Origin of the sequence: Mesorhizobium carmichaelinearum, from assembly GCF_900199455.1 — a bacterium.
GTDB classification, from domain to species: domain Bacteria; phylum Pseudomonadota; class Alphaproteobacteria; order Rhizobiales; family Rhizobiaceae; genus Mesorhizobium; species Mesorhizobium carmichaelinearum.
In genome coordinates, this window is the sequence record NZ_FZQR01000004.1 from 90,858 (window position 1) to 103,737 (window position 12,880).

A 12,880-nucleotide genomic window follows, 5' to 3' on the forward strand; every position below is an offset into this window, starting at 1 on the left:
GCGGGGTGAGGGGCTTTACCCCTGTTCCTGCATCCGTTTTGCGATTGCCCTGTGCAGGTCCGGCGCGGCGGTAACCAGCGCTCTGGCGGCCTCGGACTGCGGATGGTCGAGCACCTCGTTCGTCTTGCCGCGCTCGACGATCTTGCCGTCATGCATGACCAGCACCTCGTCTGTTATGGCGCGGGCGACGGTCAGGTCGTGGGTGATGAAGAGATAGGCGATGCCGAGTTTTTGGTTGAGTTCGGCGAACAGATCTAGGATCTGGGCGCGGATCGAGACATCGAGCGCCGAGACCGGCTCGTCTGCAACAACCAGCTTGGGACGGGTGATGATGGCGCGGGCGATCGACAGGCGCTGGCGCTGGCCGCCGGAGAACTCGTGCGGGTACTTGTCCATGTCGCGCTGGTCGAGGCCGACCTCGTGCAGCGCATGCGCCACCATCTCGCGGCGCTCGGCGCGCGTCGGTTTCTTGTCCAGCACGTGCAAGGGCTCTGCGACCAGTTTTTCGACCTTCTGGCGCGGATCGAAGGAGCCATAGGGATCCTGGAAGACGACCTGCATGTCGCGCCGGGCCGGCTTCAATTCGGCTTCGCCCTTGCCGGTGACGGTTTCTCCGCGAAAGCGGATCGTGCCCGCGCTCGGCTTGTCCAGCGCCAGGATCATGCGGGCAAGCGTTGACTTGCCGCAGCCGGAGCGGCCGACCAGCGCCACCGACTGACCCGGCGCCATCGACAGGGAGACATCGTCCACGGCGCGAATGGTTGGCGCGCGCCGAAACAGCGAGGCGCGGCGGCCGGGATAATCGCGGGTCACGCCTTCGACCTGAAGCAGGGGCTTGCCCTGACTTGTATCGTGTGGCCTGGCGCGTGCCGGCACGTGCATCGAGGCCTGCGCCAACTGGCGCGTGTAGGGGTGGAGCTGTTCGGACAATGTGCGGGCGGTGTCGCCGGCCTCCATCACCTCACCGCGGCGCAGGATGGTGATGCGGTCGGCCATCTCGGTCACGACGGCGAGGTCGTGCGAGATCAAGAGCAGGCCCATACGGCTCTCCGCGACAAGGTCGAGCAACAAGTCGAGGATCTGTGCCTGCAGCACCACGTCGAGCGCCGTGGTCGGCTCGTCGGCGATCAAGAGCTTCGGTTTCAGCGCGCAAGCGATGGCGATGACGACACGCTGGCGCTGGCCGCCCGACAGTTCGTGCGGATAGCGCGACAGCGGGAATTTCGCCTCGGGCAGACCGACGCGGTCGAGCATTTTGCGCGCCCGCTCCTCGGCTGCCGCGCGCGTGGTCTTGGTATGCCAGCGTATGCCTTCGGCCACCTGTTCACCGATGGTCTTGACCGGGTTGAGGGCCGTCATCGGCTCCTGGAACACCATGCCGATGTCGTCGCCGCGCAGCGCGCACATCTGGTCCTCGCTTGCCGCGAGGATATCGATGCCATCGAACGAGACGCGGCCGGTGGCGCGCGCGGCATACGGCAGAAGCTGCATCACCGTCAGCGCCGTCATCGACTTACCGGAGCCGGATTCGCCGACCAGCCCCATCACTTCGCCGGGCGCGACGGAAAGCTCCATGTCTTTCAGGATCTGCGTCTCGCCGATGGTCAGCGACAGGTTCTCGATCTCCAGCAGGCTCATCGCTGCCGCCGCGATTTCGGGTCGAGAATGTCGGCGATGCCGTCGCCCAGAAGGTTCAGGCCGAGCACGGTGATGACGATCGCCATGCCGGGAAAGATCGCCATCCACGGCGCCACCACCATGCGCGTCTGCGCGTCGAACAGCATGCGGCCCCAGCTCGGCATGGGCGGCTGCGCGCCGAGGCCGAGATAGGAAAGCCCGGCTTCGGCTAGGATGCCCAGCGCGAACTGGATGGTGCCTTGCACCAGGAGCAACGTGGCGATGTTGGGCAGCACATGTTCGATCGATATCTGCGTGCTGCTTTTTCCCGCGGCGCGCGCTGCGAGGATGAACTCGCGCGGCCAGATCGCCAGCGCGCCGGCGCGGGCGACGCGGGCAAAGACCGGGATGTTGAAGATGCCGATGGCGATGATGGCGTTGACGGCACCTGGCCCGAAGATGGCGGTGATCATAATCGCCGACAGCAGTGCCGGGAAGGCGAAGACCAGATCGTTGATGCGCATCAGCGCTTCATCGACCAAGCCGCCACGCGCGGCGGCGAAAGCGCCGAGCGGCACGCCTATGCCCATGCCGATGCCGACCGCGACAAGCGCCACGGCGATTGAATTGCGGGCGCCGACCATGATCATCGACAGGATGTCGCGGCCGAAATGGTCGGTGCCGAACCAATGGGCCAGCGAGGGGCCTTGCGTCTTGTCTGATATGACCAGCTTCGTCACATCGTAAGGCGTCCAGATATAGGAGACGACAGCCATCGCCAGGATCAGCAAGGTGATGACGAAGCCGGTGACGAATGCTGTGTTCCTGAAAGCCTTGGCCAGGATGGAGCTGAACGTCTCCTCAGGGATGTCGATGTGCAGCGTCATTGCCGGCTTCTCAGGCGCGGATCGACGACCGCATAGGAAAGGTCGACGATGAGGTTGACGGCAATGACGGCGGCGACCAGCAGCATGACGACGCTTTCGACGACGATCAGGTCGCGCTGGGTGATCGCCTGGAACACCAGCCGGCCGAGGCCGGGGAGATAGAAGACATTCTCGATGATGATGGTGCCGGCGAGCAGGAAGGCGAATTGCAGGCCGAGTATGGTCAGCACCGGGATCATGGCGTTGCGCAGCGCATGCCGCCACAGCACGGCGCGATAGGGCAGGCCCTTGGCGCGGGCGGTGCGGATATAGTCGTCGTTCAACACCTCGATCAGCGCCGAGCGGGTGACGCGCGCCAAGATCGCCGCCTGCGGCAAGGCAAGGGCGATCGCCGGCAGAAGCAGCGATTTCAGCGCCGGCCAGACGCCGGCGCTCCAGCCGGGAAAGCCGCCGGCCGGGACCAGCCGCAGCCATACGGCGAAGATGTAGATCAGCATCAGCGCGAACCAGAAATTGGGCACGGCGACGCCAAGCTGTGCCGCGCCCATGGAAATCGTATCGCCGGCGCGTCCGCGCCGGCTGGCGGAAAACAGGCCGACGGGTATCGCGATGATGGTGGAGAGCGCCAGCGCGATCAGCGCCAGCGGCAGCGAGACGGCAAGCCGTTCGCGCACGAGATCGATGACCGGCACCGAATAGGTGTAGGAGCGGCCGAAATCGAGGCTGAGCAGGCCGCTGGCCCAGTGCAGATAGCGCAGCGCAAGCGGGGCGTTGAGGCCCATCTGGTTGCGCAGGAGTTCGACCTGGTCGGCGCTGGCGTTCATGCCCAGCATCAGCCGCGCCGGGTCGCCGGGCAGGATTTCGAGCACGGCGAACACCACGATGGACGCCAGCACCAGCGTGGCAAGCGAGATGGCGAGGCGCTTGAGGAGGTAGGTGGTCATCCGTTCCAACGTGCCGGAAAAAGGCGGGCTCCGGAAGCAGGTTTACTTCCGGAGCCACGCATTTCTCGGAAGGGCGAAATCAATCCGACCACTTCACCTTGGTCAGGTCGTTGGCGGGGATTGGTGCGTTTTCCCACAGGCCTTGCAGCTTGGCGTCCCAAACCCCGACCTTGGGCAGTTCGTAGAGGAAGCCGACCACGGCGTCGTCGGCCAGGATCTTTTGCGCTTGCGCATACAAGTCCTTGCGCTTGGCCTCGTCGGACGTCAGCTCCAGATCGGCAATGACCTTGTTGAAGGCAGGGTTGTCGTAGTTGAAATAGTAGTCCTTGCGTGCGTAGATATCGATGTCGTTCGGCTCGGTATGGGAGACGATGGTCAGGTCGTAGTCCTTCTTGGTGAACACCTGGTCCAGCCACTGCGCCCATTCGACGGGGATAATCTCGAGGTTGATGCCAACATCGCGGAGCTGCGAGGCGACGATCTCGCCGCCGAGCCGTGCATAGGAGGTCGGCGGCAGCCTCAACGTGGCCTTGAAGCCGTTCTCCAGTCCTGCCTCCTTGAGCAGTTCCTTGGCCTTGGCCACGTCGTGCGGATAGCGGCCGGTGAGGTCGACATAATATTTGTTGGCCGGCGACATATGCGAGCCGATCGGCAGGCCGAGCCCGGCCGAGGCGCCGTCGATGATCGCCTTGCGGTCGAGCGCGTAGGAGATCGCCTGCCTCACCTGCAGCTTGTCGAAGGGCGGCTTCTTGTTGTTGATGGACAGGATGGTCTCGCCTTCGGTCGCGCCGACCACCACCTTGAAGCGCGGATCATCCTTGACCTGGGAGACGCTGTCGGGATCGAAGAAGGGGAAAGCCTGTATGTCGCCGGAAAGCAGCGCCGGCACCGCCGCCGCGGCATCGGGAACGATGCGGAACTCGACCTTTTCGAGGAAAGCAGGGGCGCCCCAGTAATGATCTGATTTCACCAGGGTGATCGATGAACCCTTGGCCCAGTTCTCGAACTTGAAGGGGCCGGTGCCAACAGGCTTCTCCTTGTTGGTGTCGGCGGATTTCGGCGATACGATCACCGCGTCGCCCCAGCCCATATTGTAGAGGAACGAGCCCTGCGGGTGGGTGAGCGTCACCTTCACGGTGGCGGGGTCGACCACGTCGACCTTGTCGATGGCGGCAAAGAGCTGCTTTTGCGCGTTGACGGAGTTTTCCGCGCGGGCACGGTCGAGCGAGAACTTCACGTCGTCGGCGCTGAAATCGCTCCCGTCGTGGAATTTCACGCCCGTGTGCAGCTTGAAGGTGTAGACCTTGCCGTCATCTGAAACGGTCCAGCTCTCAGCCAGATCCGGCAGGACTTCGCTGTTCGGGCCGATTCGGGTCAGACCCTCGAACACGTTGGCGTAGGTGACCTCCCTGATTGCCGCGGCCGCTCCCGCCGTCGGGTCGAGATGCGGGGGTTCAAGCGGAATGCCGATGACGAGATCGGTCCGGGCGGCAAACGCCGAAGTGGCGGTTGCGAGCGCCAGCACGGCAGCGGCCAGAAGGGTCTTCCACAGTTTCATCGCTGAACTCCCCATGTGCTCAAATGCTTAGGCCTAGGGATAGAAGCGTGATTTCGCGCGGGAGTAAATTGCGTTTCGTGCTGTCGCGCCGCGCCAGGAGAAATGTTTTTGCGCCGCAGGCCGATCATCCGGTTGTGCCGCGCAGCAGCACGTTGAGGCCGATGGCCATCACCTTGGCTGATTCCACCATGTCCTCTATGCCGACCCACTCGTCCGGCCGGTGGGCAAGGTCGAGAATGCCGGGCCCATAGGCGATGCAGTCGTAGATGTGGCCGATGCGGGCTATGTGCTTCTGGTCGTAAGTTCCGGGCGAGATGACGTAGTCGGGCTCGCGGTCGAAGATCGCATGAATGCCTTGCGCCACCGCCTTGACCACCGGCGCGTCGCGCTCGGTCATCAGCGGCAGCACTTCCATCAGGTCGCGGATCTCGTAATCGAACTTTTTGCGCTCGCGCTTCAGGCGCTCGAGAATGCCGGTCACTTCGCCTTTGACCGTGGCGAGGTCTTCCTCGAGCAGGAAGCGGCGGTCGATGGTCAGCCGGCAGGAATCGGGCACGTTGGGCGAGGGCAGGCCGGGCCGGAAATCCTCGGTCTGGCCGCCATGGATGGAGTTGATGTTCATGGTCGAGCGTTTTGCACCTTCGGGCACCACCGGCATGCGCGTCATCTTGCGGTCGAGCGCCGGGAACAGTTCGTCCTCGAAAGCCCTGAGCACAGCGCCCATATGGCGCACCGCATTGTCGCCGAGGAACGGCATCGAACCGTGCGCGATCTCGCCCTTGGTCTCGATCTCCGCCCACCAGACGCCGCGATGGCCAAGGCAGATGCGGTCCTTGTTCAACGGCTCGGGAATGATGACGTGGTCGACCCTGGGTTTCGAGAAATAGCCGAGCCTGGCCAGATGGGCGACACCGCCAAAGCCGCCGGATTCCTCGTCGACGGTGCCCGATATCTCGATGGCGCCGGGAAAGTCGGGATAGACGTCCATGAAGGCTTCGGCGGCGATGATCGAGGAAGCCAGGCCGCCCTTCATGTCGCAGGCGCCGCGGCCATAGACCCTGCCATCCTTGACGACACCGGCAAAGGGATCGACGGTCCAGCCGTCACCGGCCTCGACCACATCGATATGCGAGTTGAAGTGGACGCAGGCGCCGGGCGACCGGCCGTCGAAACGGGCCACGACATTGACGCGCGGGTAGCGATCGGTGTCGCCGGGCGTGCCTTCGGCGCGGATGAATTCGGTTTCGAAACCACGCTTCCTCAGCCGAGCGCCAAGATATTCGGCGCATGGCCCGTAGGCTTCACCGGGCGGATTGATGGTCGGGAACCGAATCAGGTCGGCGGTCAGCGCAACGAGATCGTCGCGCCTGTTATCGATTGCCTTGAAGAGTCGCTCGTTCATGCGGCGAGTTGAGCAGCGATATCAGCGGTTTTGCAAGCCCGTCGATCATCAACTCGCGCGGCGTGTCGTTGCGGCAACTATCGCGGGAAATCATTCAAATTCGCTGCTTTGGATTGGCGAATTGATCAAGGACTGTGTGCTATTTGTTCACTGCCATTAAAAAGGTGAAAAACAACGTGATGGCAAGCAGGCAAGGGGCAATCAAAGGGGTTTGATCGCATGAGGAAGTTCTTTCTCGTAGCAGCGGCGATGTTGGCAACCGCGCTGTTTGGTACGCCGTCCGCAAGTTACGCGGCGATGTTGGAAGCAAATATCGACGTGTCGTCGCAGACGATGACGGTGCGATACGGGTCGGAGGTTTATCGTTGGGTCGTGTCGACCGCGCGTCCGGGCTATTTCACGCCGCGTGGCACTTACCGACCGCAGAGGACCGCGCGGATGTGGTATTCGCGCAAATACGACATGTCGCCGATGCCTTATTCCGTGTTCTTCCATGGCGGCTATGCCATCCATGGGACGGGCGCCGTCAGGCAACTCGGCCGCCCGGCCTCGCATGGCTGCGTGCGGCTGCACACGGCCAATGCCGCGACCTTCTATTCGATGGTGCGGGAAGTGGGCTTTGGCAACACGCGCATTGTCGTGACGAACTAGCTTCAGCGCGAATTCTCGCTGCCGGGCCGGTGCCCCGGCGCGAGACTTTCTACTGGCGGCTACAACAATCGGCCAAGGTTCTACCTGTTCCGATACAGACGGCTATTGCCGAGGGATAAGGGGTGTGCTTTCCATGCCATTGCCTGACTGAGGACAATCAGCAGTACCGGGCGCTTTGAATTATTAGAGTTCGCTTAAATATTGCAGGCGGTCAATCGGTTCGCCGGGAAACTTGCCATTGCGTGCCGTTTGCCGGAATTGATAGATGCATCCCCAGCCAGAGATGGACGATCGTCTTCCCAGCCGGCCCGCCGGGGTGCTCATTCTTGGCGGGGCGCACGGGACGCTGGCGCTGGCCAGGAGCTTCGGCGCCCAAAAAGTGCCTGTCTGGCTGGTGAGCAACGACACCCCGTTGCCCAGCTTTTCGCGATATGCCCAGCGGACAATGACGTGGCCCGGCCCCGATGACGCTGGTGCCGTCGCCTTCCTGCTCAACCTGGCCAAGGTTCAGGGGCTTGGCGGTTTTCTGTTGATCGCTGGCGGCGACCCCGAAGTTCGCTTCGTATCGCAATCGATCGACGAACTGTCCGCCGTGTTCGACGTGGTGCTGCCACCCTGGGAGCAGCTGAAATGGGTTTGTGAAAAGCCGCTGCTCTATCGCAGGGCGCGCGAACTGGGGCTCGCCGTTCCACTGACCTATGAGATCACCTCGCTCGGGCAGGCAGAGGCGGCCGAACTGCGCTTTCCCGTCATCCTGAAGCCGAACATGGGCGGGCGCAGCCGTTTCGCGCGTGCCAAGGCCGTTCTCGCCCATGACAAGGCATCGTTTTTGACGGCCTACAGCTGGGGTGCCGAAGAGATCGGCAGCGGAAATGTCGTCGTTCAGGAAATGATACCGGGTGGAGGAGAGAGCCAGTTCTCCTATGCGGCGCTCTGGAACGAGGGCGCGCCGGTGGCGGAATTCACCGCCCGCCGTACGCGGCAATATCCCGTCGATTTCGGCTATACCAGCACCTTCGTGGAGGTCGTCGACGAACCGCAACTGATCGATGCCGCGCGCCGGCTGCTTGGGTCGATCGCCCATCACGGGCTGGTCGAGGTCGAATTCAAGCGCGACGCACGCGATGGCTCGATGAAGGTGCTCGACGTCAACCCTCGGCCCTGGACATGGTTCGGACTGGGCGCCGCCGCCGGCGTCGACCTCGGCGCCATGCTTTGGGCGATCAAATCGGGCCAAATGGTACAGACAGCCTCAGCCCGGCCTGCCACGTCCTGGATGTATCTGGTCCGGGACATGGTGGCCGCCGGCAAGCTGATCTCGAGCGGCCGGCTGACGAAGCGTGCCTATTTCAGCTCATTCGCCAAAGTACGGGCTTGGGCGACATTCCAGGCAAGAGACCCGATGCCGGGCCTGATCGACGTGCCCTTGACGGGCTGGAGAGTGCTGACGCGGCGGCTACTTCGGCTTTTGTAGGTTGAGCAATGGCTGGAGGAAGCCTCTCTTTCCGCAATCTTAACCGGGGAATGTTTAGGACGGCGGCGTGACTGAGTGAGTTCCACGGCTGCAGAAACCGACAGGCGAGACCGCTGAGATGACCGCTTTCATGCCCAGGGCCGACTGTGAGGTGGCTGTGATCGGTGCCGGTCCTTTCGGGCTGGCTGCCGCTTCCGCCCTCAAGGCGGCAGGCGTCGATACGCTCACATTCGGCGGCGCAATGTCCTTTTGGCGCGATAATATGCCGAGAGGCATGAGGCTGCGCTCTCCCTGGCACGCGACCTATATCGGCCACACCAAAGGTCCGCTCTCGCTCGATTCCTACGCGAAGGTCCTTGGAATCTCATCGAGTGAACCGCTGCGGCTCGAAAACTTCGTCGACTATGGATTGTGGATCCAAGCCCAGGCGGTTCCGGATCTGGATAAGCGCAGGGTCGGCCGCGTCGAGAAGGCGAACGGCGGATTTCGCCTGGCACTGGCCGATGGCGATGCCGTCAAGGCGCGCCGCGTCGTCGTGGCCACCGGCCTGATGAACCAGCAACTGATCCCCGTCGCCTTCGACGGAATTCCGCGCGAACTGGTCAGCCATGCCAGCGAACATACAGGTTATGAAGCCTTCCGTGGCAAGCGCGTCGCCGTCATCGGGCGCGGGCAAAGCGCCTGCGAATCCGCCGTGCTGCTCAAACGCAGCGGCGCCGAAGTCGACCTCATCTGCCATGGCGACATCCATTGGCTGGGCTATCGGGCGCTGTCGGGAAAGCAGAGCTGGAGCTTGCGCGACTTCCTGTCGGAGCGGCTTGCATCGCCTTCCAGGGTTGGCCCGTTCCCGATTTCCTGGCTGGTCGAGATTCCAGGCTTTGTGCACCGGTTCCCGGAGCCAGCCAGGGCCGGGCTCAACAGACGCAGCCTTGGCGCCGGCGCGACGGGTTGGCTGAAGCCGGATTTCGATGGGATAAAGGTCAGGGCTGGCAGCCGGATTGTCAGCGCGTTCGCCAAAGGCAATGCCATCGAACTGCGGTTCGAGAAAGATACCGCCACCTTCGATCACGTCCTGCTCGGCACGGGCTACCGGATCGATGTCGCCAAGCTTGGCCTGTTCGCGCCAGACATGCTCGCCACGATTGCGCGCCGGGACGGATTACCGGTGCTTTCCGCCGGATTCGAATCCAGCATTCCCGGCCTGCATTTCGTCGGCGCGAGTGCGGTCGGCAGTTTTGGCCCGCTGATGCGGTTCACCGCCGGCACGCCGTTTGCCGCGCGCACCGTCGCGCGTTTCATTCAAAGCGACAAAAGCAGAAATTACGCCGCGGCCTGAACCTGAAAGACCGCATAGTCGATGGTGCGGACCGCATCGAGGAAGCCGGGCATCGCTGGCGCGGGCAGTTCCCGGAAAATGCCGGTTTCGCGGATGGCGGGCCTCGCCCAATCGATGGCGCGGTGGCTGGAGCTTCCATAGATGATGAAACAATCCCGCGGGCGTCGCTCAAGCGACGCCACGAGATTTCTCAGGACGATGTCGAAAACGTCCTTCGAAAAGGGATTGTAGAAATAGACCACCAGCGGCGCGTCGGGAAAATCGTAAGTCGCCGCATCCGCCTCGACGACGCTGAGCGCCCGGCATTTCTGCGACGGGTCGCTGAAACGCTCGATGTTGCTTCGGGCGATGTCCACCAGTTCGCGTGCGAACTCCACGCCGATGATCCCGGCGAACGGATACCGCGAGGCCAGCAGCAGCGTTCGTGATTTTCCGGAACCGATGTCGATGAATGTATGGTCATCGAGATCGCGAGGCAGCGACTTCATGATGAAGTCGAAGGTTTTCGGCGAGGTGCAGACGGCTTCGTTGCCCTTGGCGCGGTGCGGGCCGACGACATTGAGGGCACCGAGCTGGATCGAGCCGGCCGTATCGACGTTGTGCTGGCGGTCCCATTTCCGGGCGAGACGGTCCGCGACGATATGCCTGATGTTGCGCCGGACAAAGCCAAGGCTTGCGCCGAGCCCATGTCGATGGACGAGCCTTATCGGCTCAAGCAAGCCATGCTGACGCAGATGCGACCATGCCCGGCCAAGACGGCCGAACGAACGATCTTCGACGCCATCCCGATCCAGGCGCGGCATCTCGATATTCGTCATGCCACGAGCTCCATTCCAGTCGAGGAACATCTCCTGGGTATCTGCACCGCGCTCGTTTAAGATTCCCTGACCAGCAATGTTACGAATGTCTGGATCGTAGGCCCATCAGTGCCGGAAATGGCTGCGGCAAACACTCCAGCGGACGTGGTCAGCTGTTCGCGGCCGGCGCCTTTGCCTGCGCCCGCTTCTTGCGCCGCCAGTTGCTGATCTCCCACCTTTTGTGGAACCACATCCACTGGCCGGGGTCCTCGCGCACCCAGCGCTCGACCACGTCGTTCAGCATCTGGGTGGTGGCGTGGACGTCGACGCTGCCGTCGGCGGTGCGCGGTAAGACCAGCTTGTCTTCGATTTCGAGGCGGAAGCGGTTTCCCGGCAATCTGATGCAACGCGCCGGATAGACGTCGCAGTCATAGTGGCGGGCAAGGGTGCCGAGCACGCGGTTGCTCTGGCAGGGGCGGCCGAAGAAGGTCGTGTCGAGACCGTTGGAGAATTTCTGGTCGACGAGGACGCCGATGTTGCCGCCATTCTCCAGGACGCCTGCCAATGCGAATGAGGCTCCGGCCATCGACGGCAGCAGCGATCCCATGGTCGAGCGCCGCGTCGAAAGGATGTAATCGGCAAGATACGGATTGTTGGGTGGGCGAAACAGCGCCGTGATGTTCATGCCGAAGGTGGCCGCCGCCACCGGCAGCAGCTCGAAATTGCCGAGATGGCCGGTGAAGACGATGTGCGGCTGCTTCTCGGCGGCGATCTCGACGAAATGCTCCGTGCCCTTGACCTCGACGCGGCCGGGCTTGCTGGCGGCCGGGTCATAGTCGAACAGGGCATCCAGGAAGATGTATTCGGCGGCAAGGCGGGCCATGTTGCCCCACATATCGGAGGCGATGGCCTGGATCTCGGCCTCGCTCTTGTCCGGATAGGCCTTGTGCAGATTGTCGATGGCGACCTGGTGCCGTCCGACCCGGGGACCAATGAGGCGCGCAACGCGGTCGGCGAAATTCAGCGCGCTGTCGACCGGCAGCAGGCGCAGAACCGAGATGATGATCATCGCCGCGCGGGCAACCAGCCAGTAGTTCAGCTGGCGCAGCTGCCTGCCGTAGCGAAATTTGAGATCGCGGCGAAACTTCTTGAGCACCGAAGTCAAGGCCTTAGGCGACGCGCAGGATGATCTTGCCGAAGACGTCACGGCCTTCCATGCGCTTCAGTGCGGCATCGATATCGTCGAAGCCGACCTCGGTGTCGATGACCGGCGCGACCTGTCCCGCCGCCATTTTCTGCATGGCGTTTGCCATGTTCTCCATACGGCAGCCGAAGGAGCCGAGCAGTTTCAATTGCTGCTGGAAGAGCTGCATCAGGTTGATCTGCGTCGACACGCCTGATGTCGAACCGCAGGTCACCAGGCGGCCACCGCGCTTCAGGCACAGCATCGAGCCGGCAAAGGTGTCGGCGCCGACATGTTCGAAGACAACGTCGACGCCCTTCTTCTTGGTCAGCTTGCGCACCACGCCCTCAAAACGGTCTTCGCGGTAATTGATGACATGGTCGGCGCCGAGCGCCTTGGCCTTGTCGATCTTGTCGTTCGAGCCGACCGTGGTGATGATCGTGCAGCCCATCCGCTTGGCCAGCTGGATAGCCGCCGAGCCGATGCCGGAGCCGCCGGCATGGACGAGGATGGTTTCGCCAGGCTGCAGCTTAGCATTGTCGAACAGCATGTGCTCGACCGTGCCGAAGGTGACGGGGGCCACAGCCGCGCCGACATCGGTCACGCCGGGCGGGGCGGGGACCAGCAGGCGCGCCGGCAGGTTGATCTTCTCCTGCGCGAAGCCGTCGAGATGGAAGCCGTGAACGCCCGAAACATGTTCGCAGAGATTGTCGCGGCCTTCGCGGCAAGCCCGGCAAAGGCCGCAGGTGCGCGCGCCGTAGATCGACACCAATTGTCCGGGCAGCAGGCTGGAAACGCCAGGACCGACCGCCTCGACCTCGCCGGAAGCTTCGGCGCCGACGACCAGCGGCAGCTTGCGTTTGGCGAAGGCCATGCCGCGCCAGCCCCAGACGTCGATGTGGTTAAGCGCCACCGCCTTGATGCGTAGCGTGACTTCGCCGAGTGCGGGCGGCGGCGGGGGCGGCAGGTCCACCGTTTCGAGACGGCGGTCCTCGATAAGTTGCAGTGCGCGCATAAGGCCTGTCGGTTTG

General features: G+C 63.1%; 11 protein-coding genes. 3 read left to right on the top strand and 8 right to left on the bottom strand.

Features of this window, described 5'->3' with window-relative positions; all coding sequences use genetic code 11:
- Positions 1-15 precede the first annotated feature (15 nt).
- The 5 genes from CKW40_RS10275 to CKW40_RS10295 form a co-directional block, all read right to left on the bottom strand.
- Positions 16-1,638 (bottom strand): ABC transporter ATP-binding protein, encoded by a 1,623-nt coding sequence (locus tag CKW40_RS10275; RefSeq protein WP_095199825.1) that lies wholly within the window; start codon positions 1,636-1,638, stop codon positions 16-18.
- Positions 1,635-2,504, bottom strand: a complete 870-nt coding sequence (locus CKW40_RS10280) for an ABC transporter permease (RefSeq protein WP_095199826.1) — start codon at positions 2,502-2,504, stop codon at positions 1,635-1,637. Before CKW40_RS10280 ends, CKW40_RS10275 begins: the two co-directional genes overlap by 4 nt.
- Positions 2,501-3,448, bottom strand: coding sequence for an ABC transporter permease (locus tag CKW40_RS10285; protein WP_095199827.1), 948 nt, complete (start codon positions 3,446-3,448; stop codon positions 2,501-2,503). Before CKW40_RS10285 ends, CKW40_RS10280 begins: the two co-directional genes overlap by 4 nt.
- A 79-nt stretch (positions 3,449-3,527) precedes the next feature.
- Entirely contained in the window at positions 3,528-5,006 is a 1,479-nt protein-coding gene (locus tag CKW40_RS10290; protein ID WP_095199828.1) for an ABC transporter substrate-binding protein, read from the bottom strand.
- Positions 5,007-5,130: 124 nt separating this feature from the next.
- Positions 5,131-6,408, bottom strand: a complete 1,278-nt coding sequence (locus tag CKW40_RS10295) for an acetylornithine deacetylase/succinyl-diaminopimelate desuccinylase family protein (protein ID WP_095199829.1) — start codon at positions 6,406-6,408, stop codon at positions 5,131-5,133.
- Between the two features lie 219 nt (positions 6,409-6,627).
- Here CKW40_RS10295 and CKW40_RS10300 point away from each other — a divergent pair, with 219 nt between their 5' ends.
- The 3 genes from CKW40_RS10300 (at position 6,628) to CKW40_RS10310 (ending at position 9,869) form a co-directional block, all read left to right on the top strand.
- Positions 6,628-7,059, top strand: coding sequence for a L,D-transpeptidase (locus CKW40_RS10300; protein WP_095199830.1), 432 nt, complete (start codon positions 6,628-6,630; stop codon positions 7,057-7,059).
- A gap of 265 nt (positions 7,060-7,324) precedes the next feature.
- Positions 7,325-8,533, top strand: a complete 1,209-nt coding sequence (locus CKW40_RS10305) for a carboxylate--amine ligase (protein WP_095199831.1) — start codon at positions 7,325-7,327, stop codon at positions 8,531-8,533.
- A gap of 118 nt (positions 8,534-8,651) precedes the next feature.
- On the top strand, positions 8,652-9,869 hold the full coding sequence (locus CKW40_RS10310; RefSeq protein ID WP_095199832.1) for an NAD(P)-binding domain-containing protein: 1,218 nt from the start codon (positions 8,652-8,654) through the stop codon (positions 9,867-9,869).
- Here CKW40_RS10310 and CKW40_RS10315 read toward each other — a convergent pair.
- The 3 genes from CKW40_RS10315 to CKW40_RS10325 form a co-directional block, all read right to left on the bottom strand.
- The gene (locus CKW40_RS10315; protein WP_244571151.1) at positions 9,854-10,687 is read right to left on the bottom strand and encodes a class I SAM-dependent methyltransferase; all 834 of its coding nucleotides are present in this window, start codon (positions 10,685-10,687) and stop codon (positions 9,854-9,856) included. The two genes, CKW40_RS10310 and CKW40_RS10315, sit on opposite strands and share 16 nt — an antisense overlap.
- Positions 10,688-10,835: 148 nt before the next feature.
- Positions 10,836-11,822, bottom strand: a complete 987-nt coding sequence (locus CKW40_RS10320) for a lipid A biosynthesis lauroyl acyltransferase (protein ID WP_179297910.1) — start codon at positions 11,820-11,822, stop codon at positions 10,836-10,838.
- A gap of 13 nt (positions 11,823-11,835) precedes the next feature.
- Positions 11,836-12,864: a zinc-binding dehydrogenase gene (locus tag CKW40_RS10325; RefSeq protein ID WP_095199834.1), complete on the bottom strand. Its 1,029-nt coding sequence runs from the start codon at positions 12,862-12,864 to the stop codon at positions 11,836-11,838.
- Between the last annotated feature and the right edge of the window lie 16 nt (positions 12,865-12,880).